This window comes from Phaeobacter sp. CC-HEC084 (assembly GCF_059429255.1).
In genome coordinates this window covers 1,769,219-1,784,049 of record NZ_JCAIJQ010000002.1, presented here as the reverse complement: position 1 = coordinate 1,784,049, position 14,831 = coordinate 1,769,219, and the positions used below count along the sequence as shown (strand labels likewise).

General features: G+C 51.6%; 14 protein-coding genes. 6 read left to right on the top strand and 8 right to left on the bottom strand.

What is annotated here, in order from left to right; translation table 11 throughout:
• Positions 1–203: 203 nt before the first annotated feature.
• On the top strand, positions 204–713 hold the full coding sequence (locus AC5SSZ_RS08720; RefSeq protein WP_274841115.1) for a relaxase/mobilization nuclease domain-containing protein: 510 nt from the start codon (positions 204–206) through the stop codon (positions 711–713).
• A 189-nt stretch (positions 714–902) separates the two neighbouring features.
• Here the strand turns inward: AC5SSZ_RS08720 and AC5SSZ_RS08715 are convergent, their stop codons facing one another.
• On the bottom strand, positions 903–1,418 hold the full coding sequence (locus tag AC5SSZ_RS08715; protein ID WP_495437883.1) for an antirestriction protein ArdA: 516 nt from the start codon (positions 1,416–1,418) through the stop codon (positions 903–905).
• A gap of 301 nt (positions 1,419–1,719) precedes the next feature.
• On the opposite strand from AC5SSZ_RS08715, the gene AC5SSZ_RS08710 reads away from it, so the two are divergent.
• The 4 genes from AC5SSZ_RS08710 to AC5SSZ_RS08695 all read left to right on the top strand — a co-directional run bounded on the left by AC5SSZ_RS08710 (position 1,720) and on the right by AC5SSZ_RS08695 (position 4,918).
• Positions 1,720–2,253: a replication initiator protein A gene (locus tag AC5SSZ_RS08710; RefSeq protein ID WP_274841117.1), complete on the top strand. Its 534-nt coding sequence runs from the start codon at positions 1,720–1,722 to the stop codon at positions 2,251–2,253.
• A 329-nt stretch (positions 2,254–2,582) separates the two neighbouring features.
• Entirely contained in the window at positions 2,583–3,572 is a 990-nt protein-coding gene (locus AC5SSZ_RS08705; protein ID WP_274841118.1) for a hypothetical protein, read from the top strand.
• 349 nt (positions 3,573–3,921) lie between these two features.
• Positions 3,922–4,512, top strand: coding sequence for a replication initiator protein A (locus AC5SSZ_RS08700; protein WP_274841119.1), 591 nt, complete (start codon positions 3,922–3,924; stop codon positions 4,510–4,512).
• Between the two features lie 82 nt (positions 4,513–4,594).
• A complete protein-coding gene (locus AC5SSZ_RS08695; RefSeq protein ID WP_274841120.1) occupies positions 4,595–4,918 on the top strand; it encodes an H-NS histone family protein in 324 nt (107 codons plus the stop codon).
• Between the two features lie 213 nt (positions 4,919–5,131).
• On the opposite strand, the gene AC5SSZ_RS08690 is transcribed toward AC5SSZ_RS08695, so the two are convergent.
• The 7 genes from AC5SSZ_RS08690 to AC5SSZ_RS08660 all read right to left on the bottom strand — a co-directional run bounded on the left by AC5SSZ_RS08690 (position 5,132) and on the right by AC5SSZ_RS08660 (position 12,539).
• Complete coding sequence (locus AC5SSZ_RS08690; RefSeq protein WP_495437880.1) at positions 5,132–6,049, bottom strand: ArdC family protein; 918 nt, start codon at positions 6,047–6,049, stop codon at positions 5,132–5,134.
• 700 nt (positions 6,050–6,749) lie between these two features.
• Positions 6,750–6,989, bottom strand: a complete 240-nt coding sequence (locus AC5SSZ_RS08685; protein ID WP_425537489.1) for a tyrosine-type recombinase/integrase — start codon at positions 6,987–6,989, stop codon at positions 6,750–6,752.
• An 88-nt stretch (positions 6,990–7,077) separates the two neighbouring features.
• Positions 7,078–7,719: a hypothetical protein gene (locus AC5SSZ_RS08680; protein ID WP_274840636.1), complete on the bottom strand. Its 642-nt coding sequence runs from the start codon at positions 7,717–7,719 to the stop codon at positions 7,078–7,080.
• 2 nt (positions 7,720–7,721) lie between these two features.
• A complete protein-coding gene (locus AC5SSZ_RS08675; protein WP_274840635.1) occupies positions 7,722–9,290 on the bottom strand; it encodes a Fic family protein in 1,569 nt (522 codons plus the stop codon).
• Positions 9,291–9,396: 106 nt separating this feature from the next.
• The gene (locus tag AC5SSZ_RS08670) at positions 9,397–9,774 is read right to left on the bottom strand and encodes a tyrosine-type recombinase/integrase (protein ID WP_274840634.1); all 378 of its coding nucleotides are present in this window, start codon (positions 9,772–9,774) and stop codon (positions 9,397–9,399) included.
• Positions 9,775–9,917: 143 nt separating this feature from the next.
• Positions 9,918–11,153 (bottom strand): ribonuclease E inhibitor RraB, encoded by a 1,236-nt coding sequence (locus AC5SSZ_RS08665; RefSeq protein ID WP_274840633.1) that lies wholly within the window; start codon positions 11,151–11,153, stop codon positions 9,918–9,920.
• A gap of 279 nt (positions 11,154–11,432) precedes the next feature.
• The gene (locus tag AC5SSZ_RS08660; RefSeq protein WP_274840632.1) at positions 11,433–12,539 is read right to left on the bottom strand and encodes a tyrosine-type recombinase/integrase; all 1,107 of its coding nucleotides are present in this window, start codon (positions 12,537–12,539) and stop codon (positions 11,433–11,435) included.
• 524 nt (positions 12,540–13,063) lie between these two features.
• Here AC5SSZ_RS08660 and AC5SSZ_RS08655 point away from each other — a divergent pair.
• The gene (locus AC5SSZ_RS08655; protein ID WP_370570377.1) at positions 13,064–14,803 is read left to right on the top strand and encodes a site-specific integrase; all 1,740 of its coding nucleotides are present in this window, start codon (positions 13,064–13,066) and stop codon (positions 14,801–14,803) included.
• Positions 14,804–14,831: the final 28 nt, after the last annotated feature.

Here is a 14,831-nt window from a genome sequence, read left to right as displayed (position 1 = left end):
GACAGACAACCCTCCAGTTTTGGAGGGTTGTTTTTTGTTCATAGTTCGCCTTGAAAACAGTTAATCGCTTTACAACAATAATGTTGTTAACCCGCGTGGGAACTGTACGTCAGTTCCCGCAAGGGGACCTAACTTGCCGTACCTTTCTTACGCGTCCTGCAAAGGGCGCAAAAGCGCCCTCTCTATATTCAGAGAGGTTTCTCATGCCAAAATTAAAAGTCTTCAAATTTCGCACCTACCGTGGCGTGAAGTTCAAAGAGCTTGTGCTCAATCTTTTTGAAGGTGATACGGAAAAACTGAGTGCGCATCGCCCTGTTTGGTCTGAAGTACGAAATATACCGATTAAAGACGCTAGAGTTGTAGCGGGATGCATGCAGGCAACGACTTCCCTTTCTATACTAGTCAAGAGACCTGTGTACCATCTATGCATTTCCTGGCCAGAAGAGGCTCAGCTTCAAAAAGAAGAGCAGATAAATGTAGCAGATACCCTTACCTCAGACCTTGGGCTTTCTGAGCATCAATGCCTTATCGTTTCGCACACGGGAGGTGCAAGACCACATATCCATATTGTCGTGAATACGGTACATCCAGATACGGGACGAGTATGGAATTCATGGCGCGACGTGTATCAGATTTTAGAAAGTCTTCAAAAAATTGAAGATCAAGTCGTTCTGCCCAGTAAGAATTTTCACGATTCAGAACAGAACTTGTAACGTCAAATAGAATGCTACGCTAATCGAAAATCCCAGAATAACGACAACCCTCCAGACATGGAGGGTTGTTTTCTTTGGGGCGCGGCAGCGCCGCGCCCGCAGGGTGGGTTTGGGGAGAAATAAACCTGACGGCGCAGCCGTCGCCGAATTTGCGAAGCAATGGGGGCGTTACCGCCCCCTTGTGCATTGTTAGCGGTTCCAGAAAATGTGCACTTGTTGCCAGCCCAACTTGATGGTGAACACCTCGCCTGCAAGTGCCATGTCGCGGCCCATAGCTTCATAGTCGATGTAGCAGGCAACCGCCTCGGGGATATCGATCGTGTCCTCGGTCAGTTGCTCGGCGTAGTCTGCCAGGCTTTGATATTCGCCAATATAGTCCTCTTCCAGAACCCTGGTCGCTGTGTCCACGTCGCCTTGTACCTCTTCCAGCACCGCCGCGCCAAGGTCGCCATGCTCTTCAATGAACAGAGCCAAGGCATGTGCGCTCTCAAAGCTCTGGTATTCACTGATCTGGACCGGGCCAAAATTCATATAGTCGTGAATGGCCCATTCTTCGGCCACCTCGTCAAGCGGTGTGGCCTTCAGCATGTCCTGCACGGCCTGCCAGATGTCCGCGATATCCTGGGTCGCGTCGATCCAGACGCCATGCAAAATGCCATTGTTGTAAGCTGCGAGGTCTGCAACGTAGATTGCCGGGTTTTCCATGTCTCTTTTCTCCTTCATTTTTCGGTTGCGCGTGCTGCAACCGACGCCTCGACGGCGAGTTGTGGGGAGGCAAAGGCACAGGCCGCGACAGGCGGAGGGGGATCACCCGCCCTGCACGGATCGAAGAGAAGGAAGGACGGGGAAACCGCCCGTCGCGCCGAAGGGAAGCCTTGCCTGCGCCAGGGGCAAAGTCCCTTAGGACAAAACAAAAAAAGCGCGCAGCTCAAAACGTAAATTCAGAAATTCATGACATTGTGTTGATTATTACCTACAATCAATCAAACCCAAGAAAGTAAAAGCCTTGATAAAGGAAAGAATTACACCTCAAAAATTGGCGGATATTTCACCAAAGTTTAGAAAGCTTAGTAGGGTGATAGGTTCATTAAAAGAAATTCAATCCAACAATCATGATATTTATGAGTCCACGACGAAGGACTATATAATCGCGATAGAGCCTAGAACAGCTGATGGCGGGGCTAACCTTAGTGATCTCCGCGTTCTTGCCGAAATTCGAACACTTATTACTAACTTGGAGGATGTCTGCGTCCCATTGGGGCGAACTTCCCCACTGGAAGCCGATCCGAAAATAACTCTTGACAGAATGTGGGTTGCAAATTTTGACAGATTAGCCTCCGCTGATACGATTGAGGCAGCCTTGAAAAGGCTTAGCCGTACACAGGTCGAAATCACTGAAGTTCATGATCAGAACAAAAAAGTTCACCGTTTTTCACTTATAGGTGGCTACAGCATTTTCCAGAATGACGAATTTGATGCAAAGGAAGTTTATGTTAGTGTACCGGAGTGGCTTTTATCGCCGCCCGAAGATTTACCGTAACCTCTCGCAAAGCCTCTCACCAAAACGGGAATTGCTGGCAAGGTTTTTTAATTCTCCAATATTTTCAATGCATTAACACGCCCTCCGCATACTGGGCGAAAGGATTATCTATAAATCCCAGACCAAAAAACCGCTCTGTCAGGTCAAAAAGGCAGCTCAAAGTGTATACAGGCACATAGCAAAAATCATAAAGCATTGAAAAATAACGATAGAGCACGGGAATTGCTGGCAAGGTTTTGGGAATTGCTGGCAAGGTTTTCTTGCTAAATTCAAAAAAACGGACTTTAATAAAGGTGCATAATTATTGGAATATATTGAAGGAACGCCCTATGGAGCTGATTGTTGATCCAAATGAACTATCTGAGAAAAGTCGAAAGCGGCAAGAAGCGATAAAGCAAAGACGGCAACGTTTATCGAGGAAACCGGCAAAGGTTCCAACTGAGCTGGCGCGAAGCGGTATGTTCAGGCCAACAAAGCAGTATCTCAATCAACAAACAACAAGCTATACGCTGGAAGTCGGAAATTGGGCAAAAATTAGCGTTGTTGGCAAAGAACTTGGCATTGCTCATAAAGACACGCTGATGGCAGTATTTCGCCAAAATGCCAGGACGATCATGGATAATTCCCCGGAATCGTCTCAAATCGAAAAGTGGGGTATTGCGGCCAAGACCAAGTCGGTTGTCTACACAACATGGCGGGGGTTGCTGCAAGCGCAAAACAAGTCAGCACATGTCAACAATATCACCACGCAAGCGGGCCTTCTGGAGGACCTTAGCTCGCTGATAGTGAGCTTCAGAATACACGAGGGACGTCGTGGGGGAGGCTCTGGAAGCTTAATCGAAGTGTTGTTCGATGGCTTCGAGCTGGATAGCCGTGTGCAGATTAGTTATGGCCAACATGTGAAGCAGATTATGGCTGCGAAGCAGATCGTATATTTGGACGCGGAAGCCTATTATACACTGAAGAGCGACTATGCTAAGGCATTCTTCAGTTTCATTGATAGTCAGCCAAATAACTCATGGGTTGATGAATCTATTCTGGCGCAAATTGTGGGTCGTGACATTTGGCGTGAAAACTGGCAACAGCGGGGCGATTTCAGAAAATACTGCGTTCGTGCATTCAATGACTTCGAAGCATCCGGATATCTACGAAATGTCCAGCGCGTTCCTTACAAAAGCGGGAAAAATACGTGTTTCCGCTTTGAGTATGAATTCTGCAAGCCGAAGCAAAAAGACCTCTTTCCTTGCGACCCGTCAGAAGTCATTCGGGGCACCTTTCCGTTCACACCTGATCCATCAATCGACACCTCCTGTGGATAACTTCTGTGGATAAGTTAATTGCTGGCAAGGTTATGGGAATTGCTGGCAAGGTTGTGGGAATTGCTGGCAAGGTTTTGGGAATTGCTGGCAAGGTTACACCCCTCAAACCCTTTGTGAGCGCGCGATTCCAGCGTCTAAAGATATATTAAAGATTATTTAAAGATATATTAAAGAGGATTTTTGCCCCTGTATACAATGTGGATAAGCTGTTTTTTTGTTTTTTGACGACGAGGCGACAATCAATTTTTCGAGAACCCGCCGAGCCAAAAAAAACGAAAAACTAATTTTCTACTGACGTCCACCATAAGGTGATAGGATTTATATTATTCGATGACTGAGGGTTTCAAATATGCATTTGAGAAAATTTCGCCAACCACCAATAGACCTTGATCATTTGGCACTGCTGGCTCCAACCGTAAAAGACATTTTGTCCAGGAATAGACTATACAAACGCTCAAGTCTCGCTTCTATCGATCCAATCATTAGAGAGAACAGCTTTCAGCACTACGTCTTGAACCAATGCGAAGTGACCGTTTCGGCAGATGAAGGTCTCTATATCGCAACTGTTGGGGATTACAAAATCTTACTGTCGATGATTTTGGACATTGCGAGCGGCCAGAATCAGATCGGAACCAACATTTCGCCTTGCGCATTGGCGCAAGGCGGTATGCGCTACTATGAACCAACTCAGGAACGACTTGATGGTTTTTGTGAAGATTTTAACGATTACATCGATCAGGACTTAGAAATGTCTCTTCGTCGCCTTGCAGCCACGAAGGTATCTATTGCAATCCTCGAAGGGCGTGATGTTGGTCGGTTCAGCTTTCGCTTGCTGAACCACTATTCGCTTGAGCGTGATGGTGATGGCGTCATTCACGCTTTGCGCTTAGAAATTCCCGACTACGTTTATGCATGCATTGAGAGCCTCGATTGTTCTTGATTTCCAGCAAAGCTCTCTGGTTGCTTTTACTGACGTAAAATGAAAGTGTTGCCGTCATCTGATGCATAGGAAAAGGTGACGCATGGCGAAGATTGACCTCGAAGGTCTCACGGTGGAAGAGCTTGAAAGCCTGAAGCTGGATGTGGAAAAAGCAATCGTGGAAGCGAAGGTCCGCAGGAAGAAAGAGGCGCTTGCTGCCGTTCAGGCGCAGGCAAGGGAATTCGGCTTTGACCTGAAAGACTTGGTTAACGATACGCCATCTGCAAAGTCACCACGCAGCTCAGCGCCAGCAAAGTACCGTCATCCTGAGAATGATGCCCTTACCTGGACCGGTCGAGGACGTAAGCCAGCGTGGTTTACTGAAGCTCTTGAGCAGGGCATGAAACAAGAAGACCTGTTGATCTGACCTGCGCGGCGGCAAAGTTCAGCATAATTGACTTTGAAAAGGGTGTATATGTGGCCGTATAGCGCCTCTCTGGTGCTTTTGCAGGTCTGTTTGCACCCACCATAGCGCAGAGCGCTATGGAATGATCTGAGAGGCCGTACAGGCGCTCTCACTCTACACAGCATGATCGCCACCCCAATCTGGGGTGGCATATAATCAAAGCTGAACGGCTGCCTATGCGGCAGCGGATGGGACCTTGGCCTGAAGGCCCGAGAGAAAATCCGTCGCCTTGGCCGCTTGGCTGGCGGCGGTGAAGATGGCCTTCTTGTCGGCCTTGAGGACCTTGAGCCAGCTTTGAATATAGGCCGCGTGATCCGCGCGCGGCTCCAGCGTGACCCCGAGATCGGCGCAGAGGAAAGCAGCTCCCAGCTCGGCGACAAGTTCTTCGACGGCGTAGGCGTCATCGCCGAACCGCTTGCCGAATTCTCGATCGCAACGCTTGGCGCTACCGGTCCAGTGTGTCAGCTCATGCAGGAGGGTGGAGTAGTAGCACTCGGTCGCGGTGCTGGTCTCGGACCCGGTGAAAAGGGCTTTTTCCGGCATCTGGATATAGTCGCCCGCACCGCCCTGCGGGAGGCTGTAGAAGGCGCGCGTGCCGCCGTGGCGAATGTTGGCACCGGTCGCCTGGATAAAGGCATCGGCCTCTGCGATCACTTGGATCGGGTCCTTGGGATTAGGCATTGGCGGGGCTTCATAGCCGTCCACCTGATCTGCGTTGAAGACATAGGAGGCACGGGCCATCATGCGCTTGCCCTCTTCGGTTTCGCCGTTCTCGCGTTGCTCTTCGACGGTGAACTCTTTGTAGAAAACAACCAGGCTGGATTTTTCGCCCTTGCGAACCTGGCACCCCTTGTTTTGCCACTGGCGATAGGTGCCCCAGGTCCCGGTCGAGAAGCCGCGCGCCTGTCCTGCGGCCCAGAGGCTCAGGACGTTGATCCCGCGATACGCGTTGCTGGTGTCGATATTGACGGGGCGGTTGAGGCCCTTGCCTGTGCGGTGCCAGGGCATCTGCCAGTGACCGGCTCCCTTTTCGATTGCGGCGATGATGTTGTTGGTGACTTGGGTGTAAACGTCTTCGCGTGCGGTTTTCATGGTCTCTCTCCTTGTCTCTGAGAGCCGCGCCCATCGCGGCTGTCCGATGGCGACCGAAGAGGCAGGGGCAAAGACGGGCGGTGCACCCGGAACGGGCTGGAGAAACACGACAGACGGAGAGCAGGCTGTTTCTTGTTTCGCGAGGAATGATGCAAATCAGGGGATGAAACTGACTGTGACCCGTTGCGCCGAACGGCGTCTCTGCCAGGTCAAGCCAGATGGAGGACAGCTCGTTGGGAGCGGATAGGGACATGGGGAAAAGAGGCCATACCCACGCGGGGGTAGTTACCAGTGAACCAAACGGTATTGCCCAATGATCACGAAAAGCCGGTGACTTGCATGAATATGCCCGGATCAGATAGGCAGCGTGATCGACGCCCGATATCGACGTCTTCAGCAATGATCGGATCAACCTCTGACGCGTCTTTAACAGCACAGGCGATTTGGAAACTCAGGCCCGATGGGCACCCGCCAGTGGCAGGACGGTGCCAGGAAGGCCCAGGTGAAAGTTAATGGTTGTCTTTCCCAAAAGAGTTGTCACTGAGGGAGCTGGAATGGCGCAATAGATCAGGGAAGGTTTTGAGAATATGGCTTATAAGCCCCTGTACGGCACGTAGAATGCATCTGGTCGTATTGGATTGGCATGGCCAGCCCGTGGGGAAAGAAGTGATCTGAGGGGCCGCTTAAACGGCATCCAAGTTCAAAGTCGAAACATCTTGCGGATTACGCCTTCAGCTAGCCCTGTAATGTGGTGAACTGACAAGTACGAATACCGCTTCACCATTGGGAGGGTTTTATGCCCTAGCAGGTCGGGAATCTGTTTCAGAGACTTTCCTTGCATGACCATATAGCGGGCGGCGCTATGGCGCAGATCGTGAAACCGGAAGTTGGCGATCTTCGCCTTCGATATCGCGTTTTCCCATGCTTTGCAGACATCCATCAGGGCGACTAGGCTATACCTAGGGAGTAGGTAGCGAATAGGCTGCCTTCCCAAGGTGGTCATGTGGAAAAAATCTCGCGCGGTTGCTTCAGGCCAAGTTTTCAATGGCACCCACGACAGTGTGCTCCCGCAACCAAGCATAGGCTTCTTGCTCGTTTGAAAACTCCAGGTGAGGGTTTCCTATCCGCCAGATAACGCCAGATATGTGCGGTCTAACCTCTTGCATCGACGTCCATGCAAACGGTTTCGCGTCATCTTTAAAGACGACCTGATAGAGTTGCGCGCTTCTCTCGACGGGATCACCACCATCAACTGGAATAGCCATGATCGCCCCAGAAGATGAAAGACCGGCAAAGGCATACTCATATCCGCTTTCTGCAAATATCACGCCCAGATGGTGATCTCGAACTTGATGCTCAATCCATTCGCCTTTTCGCTGCTGATGCTTTTGAAACGCGTCCATCGCCATTGAAATTGTTTGAATTTGGCTATGTAATTGCCATGCCCAGTTTTGAGCCTCTTTTCGAGCGCGTCGGCGATTTAGTGTGGTTATGCTTATTGTTGGGACATAAGCCTCTGGAGAAACTGAGAAGCGCTCCTCGAACTTGCGGCGCAGGAGGATGGGATTGAGTTCATATTCGCGGGCTGTATCGATCACGATTTCAGCGGCATGACCTTCTTGACCCAAGCGTTCTTTCAATGTGTCCAAAGCGTCTTCTAGTTCAGTCATTTTCACTCGCTGTGCAGTCGATCCGATCCAGAGCCATCAAACTGATCTTGGTAGATGGCTTCGATTTTCCCAACTTCCTCATCTGTCAGCAGGGAAAACTCTTTTGTACGCGCACGTTTAGAAAGGATGCCGCCGTTTTGCGCCAAGAAACTGTACAGTAAATCCACTGTCAACGCAGGCATCTCAATGGTGGCTTCAACGCGCGCCTTGAAATTGTCATAGCGCTGTAAAAACGCCGCTTCTTCAGGAAGATCATGCTCTATTGTTCGTTGAACGCAGGCATACAGAAATTCTGCATGGGGGGTCGCGTCGAAATAGCGATAGTAGTCCCCAGTATCGTTGAGCACCTCAACATTCATTTTGGTTGTCGGACGCCACTCAACGAGAGGCAATAGTCGCGTCGAGTAAGATTCTAACACGCGCCGGTAGTCATCTATACGATCTAGGATCGCGGCTGAAACAGGGAAGATAAGACCGCGCGGGCTGAAGTCTCTTGCGGACAGGACATGATGGATAAGATATCTGTGAATCCGTCCATTTCCGTCTTCGAAAGGGTGGATATAGATGAATCCAAACGCCAGAGCCGCCGCTGTGATGACAGGATCAAGTTCATTAGCATGCTGATCATATGCAACCAGCCCACTCACTAGGGCGGGCAGGTCCTCATGGCGCGCGCTGATATGGTCAGGTATGGGCAAACGGGTGTCTTTTTCGTGCTCACCGACAAAACCGCCCTGTGTTCGGAACCCAAGTCTTATGAAGCGGTCGTCCTTTCCAATGACGATGCGCTGAAGCCGAAGAAGTTCGTCCTGATCGAGAGGATGCTTGCCAGCCTCACCAATCGCCTTGCCCCATCTCTGGACGCGATCTTGTGGTGGAGCCTCTCCCTCAATTGCATAACTTGATTTGGAATCCTTCAGGAGCAAGAATGCTGCGGTTCGGGCGAGAACGCCTGCCGATATCTTGCCGACAACCTCTTTGGCTCGGACGTCAAACTGGGCGGCTACCGATCTTTCAAGTGCTTTAGTGCGCCGCACGAGTGGGCAGAAGTCCTTTGTGCCAGGTAGATTGTTTCGCACTCGGTGCCGGGTCGATGTGACGCCCTTTATGGCGTACTGCAACTTGGCATCGACAATGTCGGCATAAGTTCCCGTCTTTGCGTCAGGTAAATTTAGAGCGACATCAAGCAACCATTCGTAGAGGAACCATATACGCCGCATATAGGCACTGTTTGGCTTCGTTAAAATCATGGCTTCGAGCTCTTGAGGATCGACGACCTCGAAGAGCTTTTTCAGGATGCAAAGGTCCAGCCCTTCGTACTTCAGGGCAAAGATCAGATGGCCTTCCAGGGATGCGGCTGGTTCGTGGCGCGGTGTGTAGATGCGCCAACCGTCTCGCTCATACACTTTGTGGCGGGCACCTGTGGCGCTAAGGATCAAAGGAAGCGGCACGTTCAAGTGGAAGGCGTCAATCAGCGCAGCGTATCCAACGGGCATAGCTGGCTCTGGTAGCCGACTATCCTGAAAAACACTTACAACGCCTGAAAACTGCTGACTTTGAGCCATTTCCATGAAAACCCTATACCCCTTGTCGTTTGGCTTGAGGCGTATGATGTCATGAAAAACTCTTACTCGCAATGAAAAGTGATTACTTTTTCGTATAAATCATGAAAAATGATTACAGGCATGCGCTCAAGTAGACAGTTGGATTTCCGTCCTTCCCACAAGGGGACGACCGTGAAACCTTGCCATCCAAGTCTGCCAGCCCCTTTTTGTGATCAGCTGACAAGTGCGAATACCGCTTCACCATTTGGAGGGTTTTGTGCCCCAGCATGTCGGCAATTTCGATGAGAGACTTGCCCTGCATGGCCAGATAGCTGGCAGTACTGTGGCGCAGATCGTGAAATCTGAAGTCGGTGATCTTCGCCATTGCTCTCGCCGCTACCGTGCTCTTCTGGCTTTGAAAATAAATGAGTCTGGAGCCTAGGATACGTCTAGATAACAGGTAGCGAATAGGCGGAGTCGAACCCAGTTTGTCAGCCGCAGGAGATCCCACCGGAAAAAACTACGCAGCGAATAATGACCGACGAAGAATTTGGAAATGCGGTGTAAACTAGGTTGTGCCGCTCGTCAGCATCTTACAGGAAGCCACCTGCATCATGACAGACAAACGAACACCCAAAATATTGAAGAGGATGTTTAATTTTTGCCACGATAGATATCAAACAAGGAGCGAAAAAAACGATCGTAGGCCTTTGCGCGTGGATTGCGCCTGACACTGGCGCGCAAGTACACGTATCTGACTTGTCCACGAGAATACCACTGATCTCCCCATACTTCACCAACCACTGTTACCTTCGGGGCATCGCGAAATTCTTCTATTTGCGCATAGCACCACAGCTGGCCCCAGATATTCGGCCAAAGGTTACTGGGAATATCCATTTGTGAATGTTTGATCTCTACGATAATGACCTCGCCTGTACGGTTGTTCCTATAGACCAAGTCGGGGAGCACACGGAGCGGCTCTCCTCTTACCCTGAGGTCCTTGATTGTATAGAAATTTGGCCTAATGCCTTGAGCCATATGAAGCCCGTTGAATTGTAGCCGCCAATCCGAGAAGTGCGAGCGCATTGTTTTGGAATCTGTAGCTGCGTATGCTCGTTGTCGCTCTTCCAGGATGAACTCCTCTGCGGCCTTCCCTTCATCACGATCTTGTGCGTCGCCAAAAGCGCTAGCGTAGAGAGAATACAACCACTGTGAAAAATTAGATGCCGTTGGTCCTGGGGAGGAGGGTCTTCGGCGGATTGCAAATTTCACAAACTCTGATGGGATAAGTTGGAAGGATGGGGAGGAATTCGAGTTTTTTTTTGAAGCCCATCCGTTTGATGCTTCGAAATCACACAGGGTTTGTCCAAATAGAATACGAGTTCGCTCTTGAGCGCCGAGGGCGTTTTGATAGTTTTTCGACCGCTTGTCGCCTTCCAGCAAAAATGCGGGACGTAGCGTTTTGGGATAACTCCATCCAGAGAAATCAGCGCCGTCTATAAAGTAGTCATCATATTCTTCAAAATCAGGCGCATTCTTTGCTCGCGTAAAAAACCAATCCTCCCAAAAAGTGACATTCTCTGCGGTAGGCTCCATTATGCGTGTGGCATTCAGTTCGTACCGATAGGTATTTTCAGAGGCCCACGTGACAATACTCACATCAAAGCCTTCTTTTCGCGCATCTTGAGCCAATAAATTGGCTTGCTCTTCCTCTATAAAACAAACCGTGAACGTGATGGAACGCGACGGGCCAAGTATGGACCACTCACGTTCCAGATCAGCTAACTTGATCGCATTTTTCTCAATTAATGGCAGGGCATCAAATGCAGCTTTTTCAGCTTCCTCACGTGCCATCTCCTCGGGCGATAAGCCAACAATTTTCATGGACATCCTATTTCTTTTAGCACGTTTCATTACACCGCAAGAGATCACTCTTCTCCTATCGACCGCCCCTCTGAGCAAGCACCATGCCGTGCAATGTAATTCAAAAATTTTTGCTTGATTCAGCTCTGCTCATCTCAGCTTTTTCTTGTTGATGTCGTGTCTCGAACAGGATTCATGACACGGCCAACTTTCTGAAAGTAACAGTTTGTGCAGAAGCGGCAAACAAGAACTTTCTCTACCTGGCCTCGGAGTGCTGCGCGCAGGGCCGCTGAACTGCCGAGGTACTTAAGCTGAAAACATTTTGCCATTGAGGTCTTCTGCAAGACCCTTTTTGTGATCAGCTGACAAGTGCGAATATCGCTTCACCATTTGGAGGGTTTTATGCCCTAGCATGTCGGCAATTTCGATCAGAGACTTACCCTGCATGGCCAGATAGCTGGCGGTGCTGTGGCGCAGATCGTGAAACCTGAAGTCGGTGATCTTCGCCTTGGATATCGCGTTTTCCCATGCTTTGCGGACATCCATCGGCGCGGCTAGGTCACGCCTAGGGAATAGGTAGCGCCTTGGCGCAGCCGGGAATTTTTCATCGTACAGGTCATTCACGTCAACGATATGCAGTTCCAAAAGCTCGGCTAGATGGCCGACGATCGGGACGGATCGTGTTTCACCGTTCTTGGTGTCGCGTAACACCGCCATGTGTCGCGACAGATCAATATCAGGGAGTGTGAGGCCCATGATCTCACCACGACGGCAACCGGTGGACAGAGCGAAGACGACGATTGGGTAAAGCTGTTTATTGGGGCTTTGCCGACAGGCATCCAAAAGCCGCCCGCGCTCGTCATCAGAGAGATAGCGCGTGCGCTCGTTTCGGAGTTTGGTCACGCGTTCGACCCCGTCCACCGGATTAACACCAAGCCATTTCCATGAGCACGCCTTCTTGAAAAGCATATCCAGCGCGTCGCGGTAGTACTTCAGCGTGCGCTTGCTCTTGGGCTTTGTCCTTTCGCCAAGACCGCGTTCATCCGGGGTCGCGGCAAGCTCACCCATGAGTTTCGAGACCTGCTCAGTGGTGATGTACTGCAAACTGTAGTCGCCAAGCTTCTTGCGCCAGTAGCGCAGTGCCGTCCTTGAACTGCGCTGGGTGCTCTCGGCTAGGTTAGGCAAGACTTCCCGTTCGTAGCGATCCAAGACATCCGCGAATGTCTTGCGCTTCGACTGAGCGCTGATCGGTTGGAACTGACCCGACTTGATGTCGCTCTCGGTCTTGGCCGCCCATGCTTTAGCGTCTGTGAGGCGCTTGAAGCTTTTCTTCTGGCGGGGATATCCTGCAACGCGAACATCGACCTGATAGACAACGCCTTTCTTGCGTTCACGCTTCTCGATGGTTGCCATACCAGCCTCCTTGTCAGCTCCGGCCTCGAGACTACCCAAAGCAGGGGCAGTCTTGGGGGCATTTTAGGGGCACTTTCTAGCGAAAAACGCCCCCAAACGTCAATAGCCCACAATAAGAGATTCCCTTCAAGTATATGTTTTTAAGCATTTTATCGGTTGATACTTATTGAGGAGTATAGGTGTTCCTCCGACTGTTAATCAATTGGTCGTAGGTTCGATCCCTACCGCCGGAGCCAACTTTCACGTAAGTGTCTGATCTCAGTAACTTTCCCCTTCGGGGGTTCGTTACTGTGACACCAGACTGTGACACCGCTGCGGCGGTGTTTTCGGGTCGGTCTCCTATCTGGAGCCCGAAAATGACCTCTCTCCCCCACCTGACCTGCCGAGACGGCGTCTATTACTGGCGACGCAAAGTCCGGCCTCAATCCACAAGAATCGCAGACCTGAGGGTCTCGTTGCGCACCACAGACCGCGTCAGGGCGACTATATTATCCCGTGTGTTGAGCGCGGAGAGTGAGCCGATCATGGCAGCCTTGGAACAGGATAGAATCACGCTGGAAGAAGCCCGGCGGTATTTGCAGCACGTGGTGAAAACCCACGTCACGGCACAGAATGATCTGCGACAAGACCTCCGATTCCGCTACGGGTCACCGCCCTGCGAGCTGGAGAGACAGATCACCTCCAATACGACTGAAACCTGGGACATTCTGGCGGAGCAGGGAATCGGCGCGACGATATCCGAGCAGGTCGAGCACGATATGATCGCCAAAGGCCGCAGTCGTGCCGAGGTGGCGATGCTAAGGCTGGTCCTCGACAGTCACGCCCGACCTCTGTTGCGTAGCCACGTCGGCGCAGCTCGCAGGGCCGATGACTTCGAGAAGGTGACCGGTCGTCGGATCAAGGGAGACCGTGAAGCTGTCCAGCTGCTCGAGCTTTTCATCGAGGGCATGCGCGCGGCCAACGCCGCGGTGGCCACCCCACCCGCTCGGGCGCTGGCATCAGACGTTATGGACCAGTTCGATCCGGTCCAAGGCACATTCTCGCAAGACGATGAGCAAAGGGAAGCACCGAGTTCGCCTGACCCCGTAACCGCGTCGACAGTGACCGATGTTCAGGCAAACAAAACCCGCGCAGTGATCCATGAAATCATGCCGGCTGAACAGGACGACTCCGAGCTCGATCCGTCGATTAATGCGGTCATTGAACGAATGATCCAGTTCAAAAAACACGCAGATGAAGGTCTGGAAGAAAAGACGGCGCGTCAGTACCGCGCTTTCGGGATCCTCCTTCAGAGGGTTACGGGCAAGACAGATATCCGATCCCTTATCCAATCAGATTTCGTGAAACTTCGGGCTGTCCTTCTTAAGTTGCCGAAATCCTTCGGCAAATCGCCGTCAGATCACACCCTCCCGATAGAATCGGTCCTCGCTAAGGCCGAAGGTCTCCCGAAGGAAAAGATCGGCTTGGCGGTCGGCACGGTCAACAGATACGTGGACCACGCAAGCGCACTGATTTCGGCGGCCAAGGCTGAGGGCTTCGAACTGCATCCCCGGCTTGATCCTGGCCTCCTGCGACGAAAAGAAAAGGGGCGCGCGCGAGATAAGAAGCGGACCTTCACCCGAGAAGAACTCGAAACCTTCTTTCGGCACCGGTATTGGAGCGATCCCGAGCCGGGGCCTTGGCTACCCCCTCTCGCCGAACGGCGCAGGAGCGGAGTGTATTGGGTCCCCCTGATCGCGGCGTATAGCGGCCTGCGGCGCGAGGAAATCGCCGGCATCGGCGTCGACTACGTTAGACAGGAGGACGGGATCACCTACTTCGATGTGATCACCACCACCGATCGCCGGATCAAAAACGCTACTTCGCGGCGAAAAGTTCCGCTTCACGATGACCTGATCCACCTGGGTCTAATGGAGCTTGTTCGCGATGCCCGGAAAGCTGGTTATGTTCGCCTTTTCCCTGACCTTAAGGAGCCGGCCTCCAACATCATGGGCCGCAAAGTCGGCCGAAAGGTCGAAAAATTTGTCAAGGAAACCTGGGGGGATGCAGGCCGAGGTCTGTCACTTCAGAGCGCCCGCCATTACGTCCAGCACGTCCTGGATCTCGACACAGAGGTCCCCGCTAAAGTCGCCCGCGACATCATGGGTCACGAAGGTCAGGACGTGCATGAATCGGTATATGGAGACCAGTCTCCCGTTCCCGCTCTCAAAGCCGCGATCGATCGCCTGCCGTCGCTGAGCGGCGTTCTGTCATTACCACGGTAGGTGGAACGGGAGAGCGAACCCAGCCGAT

Excerpts from the sequence above, each read along its gene's own strand:
- AC5SSZ_RS08690 (WP_495437880.1), bottom strand. The coding sequence starts at position 6,049 with ATGAAAACCGCACGCGAAGACGTTTACACCCAAGTCACCAACAACATC.
- AC5SSZ_RS08665 (WP_274840633.1), bottom strand. The coding sequence starts at position 11,153 with ATGTCCATGAAAATTGTTGGCTTATCGCCCGAGGAGATGGCACGTGAG.
- AC5SSZ_RS08695 (WP_274841120.1), top strand. The coding sequence starts at position 4,595 with ATGGCGAAGATTGACCTCGAAGGTCTCACGGTGGAAGAGCTTGAAAGC.
- AC5SSZ_RS08715 (WP_495437883.1), bottom strand. The coding sequence starts at position 1,418 with ATGGAAAACCCGGCAATCTACGTTGCAGACCTCGCAGCTTACAACAAT.
- AC5SSZ_RS08675 (WP_274840635.1), bottom strand. The coding sequence starts at position 9,290 with ATGGAAATGGCTCAAAGTCAGCAGTTTTCAGGCGTTGTAAGTGTTTTT.
- AC5SSZ_RS08700 (WP_274841119.1), top strand. The coding sequence starts at position 3,922 with ATGCATTTGAGAAAATTTCGCCAACCACCAATAGACCTTGATCATTTG.
- AC5SSZ_RS08660 (WP_274840632.1), bottom strand. The coding sequence starts at position 12,539 with ATGGCAACCATCGAGAAGCGTGAACGCAAGAAAGGCGTTGTCTATCAG.
- AC5SSZ_RS08680 (WP_274840636.1), bottom strand. The coding sequence starts at position 7,719 with ATGACTGAACTAGAAGACGCTTTGGACACATTGAAAGAACGCTTGGGT.
- AC5SSZ_RS08705 (WP_274841118.1), top strand. The coding sequence starts at position 2,583 with ATGGAGCTGATTGTTGATCCAAATGAACTATCTGAGAAAAGTCGAAAG.
- AC5SSZ_RS08720 (WP_274841115.1), top strand. The coding sequence starts at position 204 with ATGCCAAAATTAAAAGTCTTCAAATTTCGCACCTACCGTGGCGTGAAG.
- AC5SSZ_RS08685 (WP_425537489.1), bottom strand. The coding sequence starts at position 6,989 with ATGGATGTCTGCAAAGCATGGGAAAACGCGATATCGAAGGCGAAGATC.
- AC5SSZ_RS08655 (WP_370570377.1), top strand. The coding sequence starts at position 13,064 with ATGGCAGCCTTGGAACAGGATAGAATCACGCTGGAAGAAGCCCGGCGG.